This is a genomic window from Streptomyces sp. NPDC051211, assembly GCF_040689505.1.
In the GTDB taxonomy this organism is placed as follows: domain Bacteria; phylum Actinomycetota; class Actinomycetes; order Streptomycetales; family Streptomycetaceae; genus Streptomyces.
Genome location: NZ_JBFBAV010000022.1, coordinates 84,595 through 102,569, shown reverse-complemented (window position 1 = coordinate 102,569; position 17,975 = coordinate 84,595). Strand labels below are relative to the sequence as shown.

At 71.9% G+C, this 17,975-nt stretch carries 18 protein-coding genes; 10 read left to right on the top strand and 8 right to left on the bottom strand.

Annotation, left to right across the window (positions count from 1 at the left end; genetic code table 11):
* The first annotated feature begins 393 nt into the window (after window positions 1–393).
* Window positions 394–1,215: an isocitrate lyase/phosphoenolpyruvate mutase family protein gene (locus tag AB0447_RS22000; protein ID WP_366478397.1), complete on the top strand. Its 822-nt coding sequence runs from the start codon at window positions 394–396 to the stop codon at window positions 1,213–1,215.
* 183 nt (window positions 1,216–1,398) lie between these two features.
* Window positions 1,399–2,256, top strand: coding sequence for an EamA family transporter (locus AB0447_RS21995; protein ID WP_366478407.1), 858 nt, complete (start codon window positions 1,399–1,401; stop codon window positions 2,254–2,256).
* A 28-nt stretch (window positions 2,257–2,284) separates the two neighbouring features.
* Here the strand turns inward: AB0447_RS21995 and AB0447_RS21990 are convergent, their stop codons facing one another.
* The 4 genes from AB0447_RS21990 to AB0447_RS21975 form a co-directional block, all read right to left on the bottom strand.
* Window positions 2,285–3,079 (bottom strand): trypsin-like peptidase domain-containing protein, encoded by a 795-nt coding sequence (locus AB0447_RS21990; RefSeq protein ID WP_366478396.1) that lies wholly within the window; start codon window positions 3,077–3,079, stop codon window positions 2,285–2,287.
* The gene (locus tag AB0447_RS21985) at window positions 3,076–4,278 is read right to left on the bottom strand and encodes an alpha/beta hydrolase-fold protein (protein WP_366478395.1); all 1,203 of its coding nucleotides are present in this window, start codon (window positions 4,276–4,278) and stop codon (window positions 3,076–3,078) included. The genes AB0447_RS21990 and AB0447_RS21985 overlap by 4 nt, the downstream gene beginning before the upstream one ends.
* A 154-nt stretch (window positions 4,279–4,432) precedes the next feature.
* A complete protein-coding gene (locus AB0447_RS21980) occupies window positions 4,433–5,767 on the bottom strand; it encodes an alpha/beta hydrolase-fold protein (RefSeq protein ID WP_366478394.1) in 1,335 nt (444 codons plus the stop codon).
* 120 nt (window positions 5,768–5,887) lie between these two features.
* Window positions 5,888–6,316 (bottom strand): MarR family transcriptional regulator, encoded by a 429-nt coding sequence (locus AB0447_RS21975; RefSeq protein WP_366478393.1) that lies wholly within the window; start codon window positions 6,314–6,316, stop codon window positions 5,888–5,890.
* A gap of 80 nt (window positions 6,317–6,396) precedes the next feature.
* On the opposite strand from AB0447_RS21975, the gene AB0447_RS21970 reads away from it, so the two are divergent.
* Window positions 6,397–7,398: an SMP-30/gluconolactonase/LRE family protein gene (locus tag AB0447_RS21970; protein WP_366478392.1), complete on the top strand. Its 1,002-nt coding sequence runs from the start codon at window positions 6,397–6,399 to the stop codon at window positions 7,396–7,398.
* Between the two features lie 40 nt (window positions 7,399–7,438).
* Here AB0447_RS21970 and AB0447_RS21965 read toward each other — a convergent pair whose 3' ends face one another.
* Window positions 7,439–8,746, bottom strand: coding sequence for a M20/M25/M40 family metallo-hydrolase (locus AB0447_RS21965; protein WP_366478391.1), 1,308 nt, complete (start codon window positions 8,744–8,746; stop codon window positions 7,439–7,441).
* Between the two features lie 306 nt (window positions 8,747–9,052).
* On the opposite strand from AB0447_RS21965, the gene AB0447_RS21960 reads away from it, so the two are divergent.
* Entirely contained in the window at window positions 9,053–9,667 is a 615-nt protein-coding gene (locus AB0447_RS21960) for a hypothetical protein (protein WP_366478390.1), read from the top strand.
* A gap of 237 nt (window positions 9,668–9,904) precedes the next feature.
* Window positions 9,905–10,486, top strand: coding sequence for a Uma2 family endonuclease (locus AB0447_RS21955; protein ID WP_366478389.1), 582 nt, complete (start codon window positions 9,905–9,907; stop codon window positions 10,484–10,486).
* A 109-nt stretch (window positions 10,487–10,595) separates the two neighbouring features.
* Here the strand turns inward: AB0447_RS21955 and ychF are convergent, their stop codons facing one another.
* Window positions 10,596–11,684, bottom strand: a complete 1,089-nt coding sequence (ychF, locus tag AB0447_RS21950; protein ID WP_366478388.1) for a redox-regulated ATPase YchF — start codon at window positions 11,682–11,684, stop codon at window positions 10,596–10,598.
* Window positions 11,685–11,880: 196 nt separating this feature from the next.
* Here ychF and AB0447_RS21945 point away from each other — a divergent pair, with 196 nt between their 5' ends.
* A complete protein-coding gene (locus AB0447_RS21945; RefSeq protein WP_366478406.1) occupies window positions 11,881–12,324 on the top strand; it encodes a DUF6542 domain-containing protein in 444 nt (147 codons plus the stop codon).
* Window positions 12,325–12,417: 93 nt separating this feature from the next.
* Here the strand turns inward: AB0447_RS21945 and ppgK are convergent, their stop codons facing one another.
* Together ppgK and AB0447_RS21935 are read right to left on the bottom strand one after the other, a co-directional pair.
* On the bottom strand, window positions 12,418–13,170 hold the full coding sequence (ppgK, locus tag AB0447_RS21940; protein WP_366478387.1) for a polyphosphate--glucose phosphotransferase: 753 nt from the start codon (window positions 13,168–13,170) through the stop codon (window positions 12,418–12,420).
* Window positions 13,171–13,191: 21 nt separating this feature from the next.
* Complete coding sequence (locus AB0447_RS21935; protein ID WP_366478386.1) at window positions 13,192–14,187, bottom strand: 4-hydroxy-3-methylbut-2-enyl diphosphate reductase; 996 nt, start codon at window positions 14,185–14,187, stop codon at window positions 13,192–13,194.
* Window positions 14,188–14,285: 98 nt separating this feature from the next.
* Between AB0447_RS21935 and AB0447_RS21930 the strand changes: the two genes are divergently transcribed.
* The 4 genes from AB0447_RS21930 (at window position 14,286) to AB0447_RS21915 (ending at window position 17,927) form a co-directional block, all read left to right on the top strand.
* A complete protein-coding gene (locus tag AB0447_RS21930; protein WP_366478385.1) occupies window positions 14,286–15,674 on the top strand; it encodes an APC family permease in 1,389 nt (462 codons plus the stop codon).
* Between the two features lie 9 nt (window positions 15,675–15,683).
* A complete protein-coding gene (gene xseA / locus AB0447_RS21925; protein WP_366478384.1) occupies window positions 15,684–16,904 on the top strand; it encodes an exodeoxyribonuclease VII large subunit in 1,221 nt (406 codons plus the stop codon).
* A 51-nt stretch (window positions 16,905–16,955) separates the two neighbouring features.
* Window positions 16,956–17,195: an exodeoxyribonuclease VII small subunit gene (locus tag AB0447_RS21920; protein ID WP_366478383.1), complete on the top strand. Its 240-nt coding sequence runs from the start codon at window positions 16,956–16,958 to the stop codon at window positions 17,193–17,195.
* A 141-nt stretch (window positions 17,196–17,336) separates the two neighbouring features.
* Window positions 17,337–17,927, top strand: coding sequence for a malonic semialdehyde reductase (locus tag AB0447_RS21915; RefSeq protein ID WP_366478382.1), 591 nt, complete (start codon window positions 17,337–17,339; stop codon window positions 17,925–17,927).
* The last annotated feature ends 48 nt before the right edge of the window (window positions 17,928–17,975 follow it).

Here is a 17,975-nt window from a genome sequence, read left to right as displayed (position 1 = left end):
CCTTCGCCTCCGAAAGGTTGACCCACCATCAGGCGGTCCCACAAGAGGAGAACGGATGCGTAACATCCGTGCCACACAGCGGCCACGAACGGGAAAAGGGCCGGTGCACAGGCCTCATCCGATGCCCAGATCGGTTCCGGCCAAGCCGCCCTCCCGCGGCACAGCGGGCACCGCCCGGACACGCTCCGCGAAGCTCCCGGGACAGCGGGGGCGGAGGGATTCGCTCCGGCCTGCGGAGCCAGGGGCGGAATCCCGCCACCGCAGGCCCGGCCGGCCCGGGCAGGCGCCATGAGCGGGCGGACCGCGCCCGGTTGTGCAGTTTTCGTGAGTGCCCCGAGCCACCTGACGGAAATCCGCCGGACTCGACGCCCACCCGTCTGATGAACTGCACGCATGAGCCAGAATCTCGAGCTGAACTCCAAGGCGCAGGCCTTCACCGCCCTGCACGACCCGGCCGCCCCGCTCGCCCTCGCCAACGCCTGGGACGTGGCCAGCGCCCGCATCGTCGCGTCGGCCGGGGCCCCGGCCGTGGCCACCACCAGTGCCGGGGTGGCCTGGTCCCTCGGCGCACCCGACGGGGACGCGCTCGCCCGGGACCGGGCGCTGGACCTGATCGCCCGTTTGGTGGCCGCCGTGCCGGTGCCGGTGACCGCCGACATCGAGGGCGGCTTCGGCGCGGACGCGGCAGCGGTCGGCGAGACCGTCACCGGAGTGCTGGCCGCGGGCGCGGTGGGGATCAACATCGAGGACGGGTCCCGGCCCCCCGCCGAATACGCCGAGCGGCTCGCCGCGGCCCGGGCGGCCGCCGACCGGGCCGGCGTCCCCCTCTACATCAACGCCCGCATCGACACCTACCTCCGGGGCTTCGGCGAGCCGGGCCCGGCCCGGCTGGACGAGACCCTGGCCCGGGCCGCCCGCTACCTGGAGGCCGGGGCCAGCGGCATCTTCGTCCCCGGAGTGCACGATCCGGCGACGGTGGCCGAGCTCGCCAAGGGCATCTCGGCACCGCTGAACATCCTGGTGGGCCCGGGCGCCCCGACGGTCGCCGAACTCGGCGCGCTGGGCGCGGCCCGGGTGAGCCTGGGGTCCTGGGTGGCCGAGGCGGCGTACGCGGTGGTGCGGCGGGCGGCCGAACAGCTCGCCGCGGACGGCGGCTACGGGGCACTGACCGGCTCACTCGCCTACGGGGAGCTCAACGGGCTGCTCAAGGACTGAAGCACAGTTACTTGCAACGACCAACGAACGTAGGATCCGGCCGTGCCCATACCGAATGCGTCCAACGCCTCGAACGCCTCGAACCCGTCGAGCGCTGCGGAGAGCAGCCAGTCGGTCCCGCCGGCCGGAGCCTCCGGCGGCCCGGTCCCCGCCCGCAAGGTCACCGGCGCCGTCTGGGCCGCGCTGGCGATCGTCTACGTCGTCTGGGGTTCGACCTACCTCGGCATCCGGATCGTCGTCGAGACCATCCCGCCGTTCCTCTCCGCGGGCGCCCGGTTCATCACCGCCGGCCTGCTGCTGACCGCTCTGGTGGCCTGGCGGCAGGGCCCGGCGGCACTCAAGGTCACCCGCGCGCAGCTGGGATCGGCGGTGCTGGTGGGCCTGCTGCTCCTGCTCGGCGGCAACGCCCTGGTGGTGCTCGCCGAGACCTCGGTGCCGTCCGGGCTGGCGGCGCTGCTGATCGCGGCGGTACCGATGTGGGTAGTGCTGCTGCGGGCCGGCTCCGGGGACCGGCCGTCGCCGCGCACCCTGGGCGGCGTGCTCCTGGGCGTGGCGGGGCTCGCGGTGCTGACCGTGCCCGGCATCAGCGGGTCCGTACGGCTGTCGGGTGTGCTGCTCGTCCTCGGGGCGAGCGGGCTGTGGTCGATGGGCTCGTTCTCCGCCTCGAAGCTTCCGATGCCGGCGAACCCGTTCACCGCGAGCGCGTACGAGATGGTGGCGGGCGGCCTCGGCGCGCTGCTGGTGGGCCTGGTCCGGGGCGAGCAGCGGGGGCTGGACCTGGCGGCCGTGTCCACCCGGTCGTGGGTGGCGTTGGGCGCCCTGGTCCTGATCGGCTCCCTGGTCGCCTTCACGGCGTACGCGTGGCTGCTGCAGTCGGCGCCGCTGTCGCTGGTCGCCACGTACGCGTACGTCAACCCGGTGGTCGCGGTGCTGCTCGGTGCGCTGATCCTGGACGAGGCACTGACCTGGCCGATCCTGGCCGGCGGCACGATCGTGGTGGCGGCGGTCGGAGTGATCGTCTCCACCGAACGCAAGCAGTGAGGCTCCCGCGCTCGGGGATCACGGGGGCTCAGTCGCGGGCGGCCCGGTCGTAGAGGGCCTTGGCCCGGTCGTCGAAGAGCGCTGCCGTGGAGTCCACGTCGGTGTCGCCGCCGCTGAGCACCCCGATGAGCCGGCCCGGCCTGCCGGGGCCGCCGCGGTCGGCGACCCAGGGGCTGCCGCTGGTGCCCGTCCAGAACCCGGCGCAGCTGATGTACAGCATGTCCGGGTCGTCCTCGTCGTGGCCGGTCCGGGTGGTGCAGGAGATCGGCTTGTTCTCCGGGTTGCGGTCCTCCTCCGGATAGCCGACGACGGTGACGTCCCGCTCGTACCCGGAGTGCCAGTCGGCGGACGGGGCGTCCTCGCGGCCCACCACGTCCTGGAGGCTGCGGCCGTCCTCGCCGGGCTCGACGGTGAGGAAGGCGTAGTCGGCCGTGTCCTCGCCCCACTTGGCCCAGCGGTCGTCGACGTGGATCGAGGTGACCTTCCACCGGCCCAGGGGCTGCCGGCCGGCGCCCCCGCCGGAGAAGGCGGGGGCGAAGGAGAGGTCGCCGATGGCGAGACCGTCGTGGGCGACCTCGCCCGGCCGGCCGTCCTTGCCCTCGGGCGCCACGCAGTGCGCGGCGGTGGCGACGACATTGCCCTTCGGGCTGTCGACCACGCTCGCCGTGCACCAGTGTTGCCCGTCGGCCATGAGCACGCCGACCGTGGGGAACGGGTGGTCGGCGGCGTTGCCCACGCCGTCGGCACGCAGGTCGAACAGCGCGAGGGCGAGCACCGCGAGCACGGCGGCGGCCGCGGATATGCCCTTGGCCAGGCCGCTCATCGGGCTGCGGACGCGGTCTCCGGAGGAGCTGTCTTCGATGGAGCTGTCTTCGATGGAGCTGTCTCCGGCGCGGGGGCCGGGGCGGGGTCGGGTGTGGGTGCCAGCAGCACCTTGCTGATCCACTCCAGCGAACCCTCCCTCATGCCCCGTACGTACGACTTGCCGTTGTGCTCACCATCCTGGATCACCTGGAGGCGGGTGTGCACGGGACCCCTGCCGTACTCCCGCATGAACTTCTCGGCCTGGTCGCGCCCGCTCTCCTTGGTGCCGATCTGGAAGTTGACGTAGACGTCGGGGCCCTTGGCCTCGATGAGCTTCCGGGCCAGCTTCTCCGGGTTGTTCGCGTCCATCGCCGCCCGGTTCCCCTTCCACAGCGGGGAGTCGGGGACGATGTCGACCCCGCTGGCGATGACCGCCTTGAAGCGGTCCGGGTGTTTCAGGACGTGCTTGAGGGCGCCGAAACCGCCCGAGGAGGAGCCCATGAAGGCCCAGCCGTCGCGGGCGGTGAAGGTGCGGAAATTGGCCTTCACGAAATCCGGCACGTCATCGGCCATCCAGGTGCCCATCCTGGGCTGCCCGGGGATGTCCGAGCCGTCGAAGTGGTTCTTGGTGTCCGCGTTGATCACCGGCATGACCAGGATGAAGGGCAGGCTGCGGCCCGCCTCGGCCCCGTCGGTCACGGCCTGCTGCAGGCCCAGGCCGGGGCCCGTCCCCCAGTAGTTGTTCGGGTAGCCGCGGCCGCCCGGCAGGGAGATCAGCACCGGGAACGCGCTGCGGGCGTAGGCCGGGTCGTCGTACTCCTTGGGCACCCACACCCAGACGTCGCCGGTGAACCCCGATTTCGCGCCCTTGAGGGTGGTCTTCCCGATCTCGGTGCCGTCGGGCAGGCGGGCGGCCCGGACGAACTTGGCGGCCGGACCGGTCGGCAGCCGCGTCCCGGGGCGCGCCCGGCCCGCCGCGCCGGTGCCGGACGCGGGGTCGGCCGCGGTCTCGGCGGTCCGGCCGAAGCTGATCGGCTCGCCTATGTCGCTGAACAGGTCGTACTGGTACGCCGCCACACCGCCCCCGGCGGTGAGGGCGAGCGCGAGGGCACCGCAGATCAGGAACAGGCGCCTGCGCCGGGGCCTGCGGGGATTGCGGGGCCCGCGGCGCTTGCCGGCGTCGCCGCCCTGCTGGTCTCCCTGGTGGTCTTGTTGCACGGAACATCTCCGACCGTTACCGACTGATCCCCCTTACACAACTTAGAGAGCCCAAAACACCCGATCAGGTTGCCTGCCCCGGCCTGCCCGGCCTGCCCCGGCCTGCCCACCGTCCGACCCGCGGCCCGGCCGGTGAGGCGGGTTCGCCGCCGTGTCACCCGGCGTCCGGCTTCGGCGCCTTCATCACCTTGCTGGTCTCCTGCAGGGCGCTCTCCTTCATGCCCCGGACGTAGTCCCAGCCGTTGTGGTCGCCGCCCTTGATCTCGTGGATGGTCACCTTGACCGGGCCCTTGCCGAACTGCGTCCGGAACTTCTCCAGCCGTGCCCGGCCGCCCTCCTTGGTGCCGTACTGGAAGTTGACGTACACCTCGGGGCCGTTGCCGTCGATCAGCTTCTGGGCGAGCTTCTCCGGGTTGTTGGCGTCCATCTCCTTCTGGTGGCCCTTCCAGAGGGGGGAGTCCGGGACGATCTCGCCGCCGTTGGCGATGACGGCCTTGAACCGGTCCGGGTGCTGCATGACCTGCTTGAGGCCGACGAAGGCGCCGGAGGAGTTGCCCATGAAGGCCCAGCCGTCACGGGACTTGTAGGTGCGGAAGTTGGCCTTGGCGAAAGCGGGGATGTCCTCGGCCATCCAGGTGCCCATCTTGGCCTGGCCGGGTATGTCGGAGCCGTCGTAGTAGTACTTGGCGTCCGGGTTGAGCACCGGCATGACCAGGACGAAGGGCAGGCTGGTGCCGGCCTTGGCGCCCTCGCTGATCGCCTTCTGCAGGCCGAGGCTGCGGTCGGCCCAGTAGTTGTTCGGGTAGCCGTTGCCGCCCGGAAGGGCGATCAGCACCGGGAAACCGCTCTTGGCGTACTTCGGGTCGTCGTACTCCTTGGGCGTCCACACCCAAACGTCGCCCTCGAAGCCGGACTTCGCCCCCTTGAGCCGGGTCTTGGATATCCGGGTGCCGTCGTCGAGCTTGGCGGTCTGCTTGAACTTGGCGGCCGGGCCGGTGGGCAGCGAGACGTCCGGGTCGCCGCCGGGCGAGGGGGCGGTGCCGCCGGAGTCCTTGCCGCCGGCGCCCTGGCCGGCGGGCGGGGTGCCGTAGCTGACGGTCTCGCCGTTGCCGTCGAACCAGTCGGTCTTCCAGTACGCCCAGCCGGCGCCGCCGCCGGCCAGCAGCGCCACGACGAGCGCCGAGCCGATCCACACCTTCTTCCGGGAGCGGCGGGGCCGGGCGGCCGGCGGCTCCGGCTGCTCCTGGTACGGGGGCTGCCCGTACGGCGGCTCCTGGTACGGCGGCTCCTGGTACTGCGGCGTCCGGTGCGGCTGCTCCTGGTACTGCCGCCCGTACGACTGACCGTACGGTTGCTCGTACCCCTGCTGCCCCGGGTATCCCTGCCCCGGGTATCCCTGCTGTCCCGGGTATTCCTGGTGCTGCTGAGGCTGCTGGTATCCCGGGTACGGCTGGTCATCGGGCCGCGGGCGCTGCGGGTACTGGTGCACGGACTTCGCTCCGAACGGTCATGACTGCCCCCACGGGACAGAACGGCTGGTCATCCCCCTACTCCTGATGCACCAATGCCCCGTCGGGTTTCAAAAGCGGCCGAAAAGATGAGCTGAATCTCAGCTCAGCACACCGATGCACCGGCCCAGCAGTGCGATCAGCTGCTCCCGCTCCGCGGCGGAGAACTCCGCGGCCAGCCCCCGCTCGACCCGTACCGCGGCCGCGTCCGCCACCGCCATGACCGACCGGCCCTCCTCGGTGAGCCGGGTCTCCAGCACGTTGCGGTGCCACTCGTGCGGGGTGCGCTCGATGAGCCCGCGCTCCTGGAGGTTCTTCAGCACGGTGTTCATGGTCGGCGGCGTGACCCCGCACAGCCGGGCCAGGGCCGCGGCGGAGATCCCGGGCTTCTCCGCGAGCCAGGCCAGCGCGGCGTACTGCGGGACCGTCACCCCGGCCGGCTTGAGCGCGGCGTTCTTGGCGGTCAGCAGAGCCTGCTCGGCGCGCTTGATGTGGGAGCCGATGCGCTCTTCGACGGGCATGGAGGTCATTCCCGAATCCTACGACCCTTGCAATCATTAGAGCTCTAACATAACTTTCACTCCACACGACAGAGAGTGAGCTAACCATCATGCGTACACACCTGAATCGGGGCGCGGTCGCCCTGGCCACCGCCTTCCTCGCCGCCCTGGCCACCGCCCCCTCCGCCACGGCGTCCGACGCCACCGCCCCGGCCTCCGCTGCCACAGCTCCCCACGCCCGTCTCTCCACCGCCTTCGTCCTGCCGGGCGCGAAGGTCTACCCGGAGGGCATCGCGGCCGACGCCCGCACCGGCGACGTGTACGTCGGCTCGTACGCGGACGGCACGGTCTACCGCGCCCGCCCGGGCCGCCGTACCGCGGAGGTCTTCCTGCCGGCCGGCACCGACGGCCGGGACACCGCCAACGGACTGCGGGTGGACGACCGGGGCCGGTTGTGGGTCACCGACTCCACCACCGGAGTCGCCGTCTACGACACGGCCACCGGCACCCGCCTGGCCCACTTCGAAGCGGCCGGCGGGACCCCCTTCTTCATCAACGACCTGACCCTCACCCCGGACGGCACCGCCTACCTGACGGACAGCTTCCGCGCGGTGGTCTACCGGGTCACCCCCGCCGACCTGGCCCGCGGCACCGGCACCCTCCAGGCGGCCTACGACCTCGGCCGGCCGTCCGGCGGCGTCTTCCTGAACGGGATCGTCTCCGACCCGCGGGGCCGCTACCTCCTCACCGTGGACATGGCCGCCGGCGACCTCTACCGGATCGACCTCGGCTCCGGCGCCGTCCGCCGGGTCGCCCTGCACGGCGCCGCCGACGTGAAGGCCGCCGACGGCCTCCACCTCTCCCCCGGCGGCACCCTGCGGGTGGTCCACAACACCACCAACACCCTGACCCGCTGGCAGCTCTCGGCGGACGGCACCCGGGCCCGCCTCACCGGCACCCTGACCGACCCGGACCTGCAGATACCCACCACCCTGACCCGCTCCCACGGCCGCACCCTGGTGGTCCGCTCCCAGTTCGACAAGGGAGGCCCCCTGACCCCGAGCACCGGCAGCCCGACCACCTTCACCATCGCGGCCGTCCGGGGCCTGTGAGCCCCTCTCCCGCCCCGTCCTCGAAGGGCGGGGTCACGGGTCATCCCGCCCGCGGGTGGGCGCGCTCGGCCAGCCAGCCCGACATCGCGCGGACGCCGAAGCCGATGGACCGCTCGTCCGGGGCGAAGTCGCCGTAGTGCGGGCAGCTCTTCGTGATGCCGTCGCCGGGGGCGCGGACACCCAAGAAGCTGTAGGTGCCGGGGATGCGGTCCAGGAACAGCGCGAAGTCCTCGCCGTTGAACGGGAACGCGGTGTGCATCACCGTCGCCCCGTCCGGGCCGAATCGGCGGCGCAGGTGCCGCGCCAGGGCGTGGGCCTCCCGCTCCGGGCAGACCATGGCCGGGAACGGCTCGGCGGGGAAGTTCACCAGGGCCCCGGCGTACGGCTTGGCCAGCCGACGGATCTCCTCGCGTACCTCGACGTACCGCTCCTCGGGCCAGCAGCGGTACCACACCCGCACCCCGGCCCGGCCCTCCCCGTCGGGCTGCTGCGCCTCGGCCCCTACGACGACGAACCGGGCCAGCGGCCCGTCCGGCGTCTGGACGTCGGCGACCATCCGCTCCAGATCGGCGGGGGTCTCCGGGGGTGCGACCGTGGCGAGCCCGCCGATCTCGGCGGCCAGCCGCTGCGCCGCCCCGGCCGCGTCCGGGCCGGACAGCGTGATCACTGCACCGTCCTGACCCGGCAGTCCGCTGCCGGGCGTCACGGCGAACTGCCCGACCGGGAACGGGCCGCAGTGCAGGGCGTGGATCTCCTCGGGACGGGTCCGCTCCAGCACACCGGCGTCGATCATCGCGCGGGCACCCGTCAGCGTCTCCTCGGCGGGCTGGAAGCAGAAGACGACCGTGCCGCTCAGCCGGTGCCGCAGCCCCGCCAGGACCTGCGCGACACCGACGCCCACGGTGGTGTGGATGTCGTGCCCGCACACATGCGCCGCCTCGGCGCCTCCCGTGACGATCCCCTCCGGCGGCACCGCGTCCATGTCGGCCCGGTAGGCCACCGTACGTCCGGGACGCGCGCCCTTCAGTACGCCGACGACCCCGTGGCCGCCCACCCCGGCGGTCACCTTCAGCCCGGCGGCACGGAGCCGGTCGGCCACCGCCGCGGCGGTACGGCGCTCCTGTCCGGCCGTCTCGGGATGCCGGTGGAGATCACGCCGTAAGGCGATCAGACCGCGGTCGAGCCGCGCGGCGGCGGCGTCGATCGCCGCCTGGTCCCCCCGGAGGGGACGCCCGCCGGGACCGGCCGCTGCGGCGAGCCCGGCCGGCAGCACGGCGCCGACTCCGGCAGCCGCGGTAGTGCCGAGCAGGGTGCGGCGGGTGAGGACGGGCTTCTTCGGACCGGTCATGTTTCCCCCAGTGAACGTGCGGCGCGCTCCACGGGCGTCGGTGTCCGCCCGGCGCAGACCGCCAGTCAATCAAAAAAGGGCTCGATCGGGCCCCAACTCCCCTCCACCACAAGGCAACTGAGAGGCTGCGCTCCGCCCGCCCGTGCGGCGAGGGGTGCCGGGCGGTCACCCGAACGCCCCGGCCACCTTGCCTCCCACCCGTCCCGGCCATCGGATGGAGTGCGTGACGCGGGCCCGCTCGGGGCTCGCCCAATGCCTGGCGGACCGCCCTCACGGACGGTCTGCGGGACGGCAGGAAAGGGCGCCATGTACGTTCGCACCCTCTACGCAACAGGCGATCCGGCCGAGCTCGGCGGCGTGGCCGAGGCGATCGGCAGCGAAGGACGACGGATGCTGTCGGAACAGCCCGGCTACCGCGGCATGGGCTTGTTCGTCGACCGCGAGCTCGGCAAGCTCCTCGTGGGCTCGTGGTGGGAGGACGAAAGGAGCCGGCAGGCCAGTGACGAGAGCCTTCGCGAGCGGCGCGCCGAGCTGCTGGCGCCGTTCGCGCAGACCGTGACGATCGACAACTGGGAGGCGGCGGTCGCCCGGCGCGCGGACGACATCGGGCCCGGCGCGTGGTTCCGGCTGGTCCGCATGGAGGTCGCCCCGTCCGACGTGGACCTGCTGGTGGAAACGTTCCGCGACACCGCGCTGCCCAAGCTCCAGAGCATGCCCGGCCTGGAGGGCACGTCCCTGCTCATCGACCGCGCCACGGGCCGAGCCGCAGTGGGCTCGATCTACACCGACCACAACGCCATCGCGGCCTCCCGCGGCGCCGTCGCGGCGGTACGCGGCCAGGCCACGGCGAAGGCACGCGTGACCACCCGAAGCCTCGAGGAATTCGAGGTGGCCGTCGCTACGGCGGTCACATCGTCCTGACCGCGCCGATCGGACTGACGCCGGAAGGGGCCGGACTCAACAGAGTCCGGCCCCTTCCGCGCTGCACGATCGACGATGGAGAGCTCGTGGTGTGGTTCGCGCACGTCGGACACCGCTCCACTGTCCATGACACCTAATGCCGGCTGATCCGCGGTTATGGCGCGGCAAGTTGCCGAAAGCCCCCGGACCGGCATCGTTGGCTCTCCAGCTCGAGCGGCGGGCCGCTACCGTGAAGCCATGACCGCACTGCCCGACTGGATGCGCCCGCCGCGCGCGGAAGGCTGGTTCGCGGAGGACCTCGACCACCTGCCCGAGGCACCCCGCCACACCGAGTTGATCGATGGAGCCCTCGTCTTCATGATGTCGCCCCAGCGGTCCTGGCACGGCCGCCTCGTCACCGCCCTGACCACCACGCTCATGGCGCAGGCGCCGGCCGGCTTCGAGGTCGAGCGCGAGATGACGATCCGCCTCGATGCTCGCAACCGCCCCGAGCCGCACCTCTTGCTGACGAACCTGCCCTATGACCCCGACCGCACCTGGTACGCCCCGGAGGACGTGAAGCTCGTCGTGGAGGCGGTGTCACCCGAGTCCGCCCACCGCGATCGCACGGTGAAGCTCCGCAAGTACGCGGAGGCCGGCATCCCGCACTACTGGTGCATCGAGGACGAGGACGGGGCACCCGTCGTCCACGTCTACGAGCTCGACGAACCCACCGGCGCATACGCGCCCGCCGGGATCTTCCGAGGCACCCTCCAGCGCCCCGTGCCTTTCGAGGTCAGCCTGGACCTCGACAAGCTCACGCCGCCCCGAAGCAGCTGAAAAGTCGGCACCACGTCAGCGCGGGAATGCAGAAGGGGTCGGACTCGCCAGAGTCCAACCCCTGCTGACCTGCACGTTTGACGACAGCCAAGATGCAGTAACGAGACGACTACACGTTGAAGCGGAACTCCACCACGTCGCCGTCCTGCATCACGTACTCCTTGCCCTCCATGCGGGCCTTGCCCTTCGCGCGGGCCTCGGTGACCGAGCCGCAGGCGACCAGGTCGGCGAAGGAGATGACCTCGGCCTTGATGAAGCCGCGCTGGAAGTCGGTGTGGATCACGCCGGCGGCCTCGGGGGCGGTGGCGCCCTTCTTGATGGTCCAGGCGCGGGTTTCCTTCGGGCCGGCCGTCAGGTAGGTCTGCAGGCCGAGGGTGTCGAAGCCGACGCGGCCGAGGGTGGCCAGGCCGGGCTCTTCCTGGCCGACCGACTGGAGGAGCTCGAGGGCCTCCTCGTCGTCGAGCTCGGCGAGGTCCGCCTCCAGCTTGGCGTTGAGGAAGATGGCCTCCGCCGGGGCGACCAGGGCCGACTGCTCGGCCTTGAACGCGTCGTCCGTCAGCTCGTCCTCGTCGACGTTGAAGACGTAGAGGAACGGCTTGGTGGTGAGCAGGTGCAGCTCGTGGAGGAGTTCGCCCTGCTCGGTGCCCTTGGTGATGCCCTTCGAGAAGAGGGTGTCGCCGGCCTCGAGGATCTTCTTGGCCTCGACGACGGCCGCCAGGACGGCGACCTTGTCCTTCTGGAGGCGGGACTCCTTCGTCAGGCGCGGCTCCGCCTTCTCGATGGACTGGAGGTCGGCGAGGATCAGCTCGGTGTTGATCGTCTCGATGTCGTCCTTCGGCGAGACCTTGCCGTCGACGTGCACGACGTTCTCGTCCTTGAAGGCACGGATGACCTGGCAGATCGCGTCGGACTCGCGGATGTTCGCGAGGAACTTGTTGCCCAGGCCCTCGCCCTCCGAGGCGCCGCGCACGATGCCCGCGATGTCGACGAAGTCGACGGTCGCCGGGAGGATCTTCTGCGAGCCGAAGATGCCCGCCAGGACCTGCAGGCGCGGGTCCGGGACCCCGACCACGCCGACGTTCGGCTCGATGGTGGCGAACGGGTAGTTGGCCGCCAGCACGTCGTTCTTGGTCAGGGCGTTGAACAGGGTCGACTTGCCGACATTCGGCAGGCCGACGATTCCGATCGTGAGCGACACGTTGGCGACTTCCCGTAGCTGCTGGAGGGTACGGCCCGGGCATGGGCCATCAGACAGTTTACGCGTGTCCCGGGGCCCCGATCCGGGGTGCGGCGCCTAGCCTCGTGGGGTGGAGCAATACAGGGTGCGGTCAGATCATCACACCACGCAGCAGCGGCCCCCGGCCCAGCGGCGGCCCGCCGGGGCCGCGGCCGCCGTGGCACGGCCCCGGCCTCCCCGGCCGCCGGCGGCACCCCGCCGACTGCCGAGGCCCCGGCTGACCGGCCTCGGCGGCGGGCTGTTCGCCTGTGCCGCCATGATGCTCGCGGGCGGGATCGTCTGGCTGCTCTTCGACGCGTCGCTGGTGGGGTACGGGGTGCTGTTCCTGCCGGTGGCCGCGGCGACGGCGATCTGGGTGCGACCCGCCGACCTGATCACCGCGCCGGTCGCGGTCCCGATCGCCTTCGCGGTGGGGGTGTGGCCCATCGCCGGCGGGTCGGGCGGGGTGGGCGGGCAGCTGATGGGGGTGGTCAGCGCCCTGTCGCTGCAGGCCGGATGGCTGTACGCCGGGACGCTGGTCGCCGCGCTGATCGCGCTGGCCCGGCGGGCCGCACTGAGCAACCGGCGGCGGATGGCCGCCGCCCGCCGCCTGCCCGCCTGACCCCTGACCGCCGGGCCTCCTCCACCCTGCGCGCCCGATCTGACCGCCCGGCGCCTGCCCGCCTGACCCCTGCCCGCCCGGTGCCGCCCGTCCTCAGTGCGCGTCGCGGGCCGCCATCGCCGCGCCCACGATGCCCGCGTTGTTCTGGAGGCGGGCCGGGACGATCTCGGCGCGGATGCCCTCGATCAGCGGCAGGAACTTCTCGGGCTTGCGGCTGACGCCACCGCCGATGATGAAGAGTTCCGGGGAGAACAGCATCTCCACATGGGCCAGGTACTTGTGCAGCCGGCGGGCCCACCGTTCCCAGCTGAGGTCCCCGTCCTCCTTCGCCTTCACCGATGCCCGCGTCTCCGCATCGTGGCCGTGCAGCTCCAGGTGCCCGAGCTCGCTGTTGGCGACCAGGTGCCCGTCCGTGAAGAGGGCGCTGCCGATGCCCGTGCCGAGGGTCAGCAGGATGACCGTCCCGGTGCGGCCGCGCCCCGCGCCGTACGTCATCTCGGCGACGCCCGCCGCGTCCGCGTCGTTGAGGATGGTCACCGGCAGCCCGTCCAGATGGGCGGAGAGCAGCGCCCGGGCATCCAGGTCGACCCACGCCTTGTCGACGTTGGCCGCCGAACGGGTGATGCCGCCGGTGACCACCCCGGGGAAGGTGATCCCGACCGGGCCGGCCCAGTCGAAGTTCCGGACCACCTCTGCGACGCAGCCGGCCACCCCCTCGGGGGTGGCCGGCTGCGGTGTCAGTACTTTGTGGCGCTCGGCGGCGAGCTCTCCGCGCGCCAAGTCGACCGGTGCGCCCTTGATTCCGGATCCACCGATGTCCACGCCCATGATCTGCGTCGTCTGCATGGACATACGGTACGAAAGGCGCTACTTGTCGGCGACCAGTTCCGCCGCCTCGGCGCGCAGATCCCGGCGCAGTTCCTTCGGCAGGGAGAAGGTGATGTGCTCCTCCGCCGTCTTGACCAGCTCGACGTCCTCGAAGCCGCGCGCCGCCAGCCAGCCCAGGACTTCCTCGACCAGCACCTCGGGCACGGACGCGCCGGAGGTCAGGCCGACCGTGGTGACGCCCTGCAGCCAGGCCTCGTCGATCTCGTGGGCGAAATCGACCAGATGGGCGGCGCCCGCGCCGGCGTCCAGGGCGACCTCCACCAGCCGGATGGAGTTCGAGGAGTTCTTCGAGCCCACGACGATGACCAGGTCGGCGTCGGCGCCCATCGCCTTGACGGCCGCCTGCCGGTTCGACGTGGCGTAGCAGATGTCGTCGCTCGGCGGCGAGAGGAGCAGCGGGAACTTGGTCTTCAGCGCGTCGACCGTCTCCATCGTCTCGTCGACCGAAAGGGTGGTCTGGGAGAGCCAGACGACCTTGGACTCGTCGCGGACGGTGACCTTGTCCACGTCGTCCGGGCCGTCGACGATCGTGATGTGGTCCGGGGCCTCGCCGGAGGTGCCGATGACCTCCTCGTGGCCCTCGTGGCCGATGAGGAGGATGTCGAAGTCCTCGTTGGCGTACCGGACGGCTTCCTTGTGCACCTTGGTGACCAGGGGGCAGGTGGCGTCGATCGTCGCCAGCTTGCCGCGGGCGGCTTCCTCGTGGACGACCGGGGCGACACCGTGAGCGGAGAACATCACGATGTTCCCCTCGGGGACCTCCTCGGTCCGCTCGACGAAGATCGCGCCCTTCTTCTCCAGCGTCTGGACGACGTACTTGTTGTGCACGATCTCGTGGCGGACGTACACCGGGGCGCCGTACTGCTCGAGGGCCTTCTCGACGGCGATCACAGCTCGGTCCACGCCCGCGCAGTAGCCACGAGGGGCGGCGAGCAGGACACGGCGACGGGATGCGGGAGCAGTCATACGGACCATCGTACGGCCGCGTCGGTGAGCGCGAAGATCGGTCCGCCGACAGAGACTGGGGCGGAACCCTGTTCCCCTTGTCGCCCGGAGGATGGTGTGGCGCGGTCATGACGGAAGACGGGCGGCTACGGCGGAGTCTGGGCTTCCGGGATCTGGTCGTGTACGGGCTGCTGTTCATCGCGCCGATGGCCCCGGTCGGCATCTTCGGCACGCTGGACGCCAAGTCGCACGGCGCCGTCGCGCTGGTCTACCTGTGCGCGACCGTGGCGATGGCCTTCACCGCCTTCTCGTACGCGCAGATGGTGCGGGTGGCCCCGCAGGCCGGGTCGGTGTTCACGTACGCCCGCAAGGGGCTCGGCGAGGGGCCGGGCCTGATCGCCGGGTGGATGGCGATGCTGGACTACCTGCTGATCCCGGCGGTGGCGTACCTGTTCTCCGGGATCGCGATGAACGCGCTGGTCCCGGAGGTGTCGCGGTGGGTGTGGACGGCGCTGGCCGTGCTGGTGACCACGCTGCTGAACCTGTGGGGGGTACGGGCGGCCGCGCGTGTCGGCTTCGCGGTGCTGGCCATGGAGATCCTGGTGCTGCTGGTGTTCCTGGTGTCCGCGGTGACGGTGCTGGTCCGGGACGGGGCGCAGCGCGGCTGGCTCTCGCCGCTCACCGGCGACGGCTCGCTCGGCTTCAGCCCGGCCGCCGTCCTCGGCGCGGTCTCGGTGGCGGTGCTCTCGTACCTCGGTTTCGACGCCATCGCCTCCTTCGCGGAGGAGGTGACGGGGGGATCGGCCCGGGTGGCCCGGGCGGTGTTGTTCTGTCTGGGGCTGACCGGGGTGCTGTTCGTCGCCCAGACCTATCTGGCGGCGCTGCTGGCGCCGGTGTCCTCGGCGGAGCTGGCGGCGGATCCGGCGCAGCAGGGGCCAGCCTTCTACAACGCGGTGGAGGCCTCGGTCGGGACCTGGCTGCACGATCTGGTGGCGGTCAGCAAGGCGGTCGGGGCGGCTTTCGCGGCGCTGGCCGGGCAGGCGGCGGCCGGCCGGCTGCTGTTCGCGATGGCCCGGGACCGGCGGCTGCCGCATGCGCTGGCCCGCACCTCGGGCGGAACTCCGCGGGCGGCGCTGCTGGTCGCGGCGGTGGTGACGCTGGTCGCCGCGGTGTGGGCGGCCCGGCGGGACGACGGGCTGGACCACCTGGTCTCGGTGGTGGACGTCGGGGCGCTGGTGGCGTTCACCCTGCTGCACGCCTCCGTGGTGGGCTGGTTCTGGGTGCGGCGGGGCGGCGAGGCGGCCGGCGAGGGGCCGCCGAGCCGGTGGAAGCACCTGGTGGTCCCGGTGCTGGGCGCGGCGGTGACGGTGGCGGTGATCGTCGAGGCCTCGTGGACGGCGCAGCTGGTGGGGGCGGTCTGGCTGGCGGTGGGGCTGGCGGTGCTGTTCGCCCAGCGCGGGCGACGCGCGGGGCTTCCGCAGGAGGAACCCAAGGAGACTGTCGGCGGCGCCGGTTAGCCTGCCTGCATGAGTCTGAATACGTCGGCCGAGGCGCCGCTGCCCGTCGGCCAGGTGTCCCGGCTCATCGGGGGCTGGATCGAGCGGCTCGGCCAGGTGTGGGTGGAGGGGCAGATCACGCAGCTGTCCCGGCGGCCGGGTGCGGGGGTGGTCTTCCTGACCCTGCGCGATCCGTCGCACGACATCTCGGTGAGCGTGACCTGCTACCGGCAGGTGTTCGACGAGGTCGCGGACGCGGTGGCGGAGGGCGCCCGGGTCGTCGTCCTGGCGAAACCGGAGTGGTACGCGCCGCGAGGCCAGCTGTCGCTGCGGGCCACGGAGATACGGCCGGTGGGCATCGGGGAGCTGCTGGCCCGGCTGGAGCGGCTGAAGCGTTCACTGGCCGCCGAGGGGCTGTTCGCGCTCGACCGGAAGCGGCCGCTGCCGTTCCTGCCGCAGCTGGTGGGGCTGGTGGTCGGTCGGGCCTCGGCGGCCGAGCGGGATGTGCTGGAGAACGCCCGGCGGCGCTGGCCGGCGGTCCGCTTCGAGGTGCGGAACGTCGCCGTCCAGGGGGTTCACGCGGTTCCCCAGGTGGTCCAGGCGGTGAAGGAGCTGGACGCGCTCGACGAGGTCGACGTGATCATCGTGGCGCGGGGCGGCGGCAGCGTGGAGGACCTGCTGCCGTTCTCCGACGAGCAGGTCGTACGGGCGGTGGCCGCGGCCCGCACTCCGGTGGTCTCGGCGATCGGGCACGAGCCGGACTCGCCGCTGCTGGACCTGGTCGCCGACCTGCGGGCGTCCACCCCGACCGATGCCGCGAAGAAGGTGGTTCCGGACGTCGGCGAGGAGCTGGAGCGGGTCCGGCTGCTCCGCGACCGCGCGCTGCGGTCCGTACGGGGCCTGCTGGACCGGGAGGAGCGGGGGCTGGCGCATGCGCTGGGCCGCCCGGTGTTCGTGCATCCGCAGCGGATGGTGGAGACCCGGCAGGACGAGCTGGAGGCGCTGCTCGGGCGCAGCCGGCGCACGCTGGGGCATCTGCTGGACCGGGCCGAGTCGGAGTTGGCCCACACGCGGGCCCGGGTGGTGGCGCTGTCCCCGGCGGCGACGCTGGAGCGGGGTTATGCGGTGCTTCAGCGGGCGGACGGGCATGTGGTGCGTTCGCCGGAGGAGGTCCCGGTGGGCGAGGTGCTGCGCGCGCGGGTGGCGGAGGGCGAGCTGACGGTGCAGGTCACCGACCTTCCCCTCAAGTAACGACACACTCCTGCAATATTTCCGTTGTACTACGCATATAAGGTGGCAGGAATGGCCGAGTCGGACACGTCGCTGGAATCCCGGGGAACGCTGGGGTACGAGCAGGCCCGGGACGAGCTGATCGAGGTCGTCCGCAAGCTGGAGGCGGGCGGCACCTCGCTGGAGGACTCGCTCGCCCTGTGGGAGCGAGGCGAGGAGCTGGCGCGGGTCTGCCGGCACTGGCTGGAGGGCGCCCGGGCCCGGCTGGACTCGGCGCTGGCGGCGCGGGAGTCCGGCGCAGAGGCCGAGTAGGCGGGAGCGGCCGGAGCGGGGCCGAAACGCCCCGGGGAGTTGTGAGCCAGCCCACACGCCCACCACATTAGTTGAATTTTCATCTATCTCTGCGTAGTGTCGGGGACATCGCTTCAGCCCCGTATGGAAGAAGGCTTTCCGATGTCCCTCGTTCTCGACGCCGCCGCCCAGGACCTCCTGTTCCGCGAGGCACGCACCGCCAACTCGTTCACCGACGAGCCGGTGACCGAGGAGCAGGTCCAGGCGATCTACGACCTGGTCAAGTACGGCCCGACCGCCTTCAACCAGACCCCGCTGCGCATCACCCTGGTCCGCTCCCCCGAGGCCCGCGAGCGCCTGGTGAAGCACATGGCCGAGGGCAACCAGGCCAAGACCGCCGCCGCTCCGCTGGTCGCGATCCTCTCCGCGGACAACGAGTTCCACGAGGAGCTCCCCCACCTGCTCCCGCACTTCCCGCAGGCCAAGGACGCCTTCTTCAGCGAGCGCCCGGTCCGCGAGCAGTCCGCGGTCCTGAACGCCGCCCTGCAGGCCGCCTACTTCATCGTCGGCGTCCGCGCCGCCGGCCTGGCCGCCGGCCCGATGACCGGCCTGGACTTCGCCGGCCTCCAGAAGGAGTTCCTGGACGCCGACCACACCCCGCTGATGGTCGTCAACATCGGCAAGCCGGGCGAGGACGCGTGGTTCCCGCGCTCCCCGCGCCTGGACTTCGACCAGGTCGTCACGACCGTCTGAGTCCCCCGCGCACGGCACATACGGCGAAGGCCGCCCCGGAACCCCGGG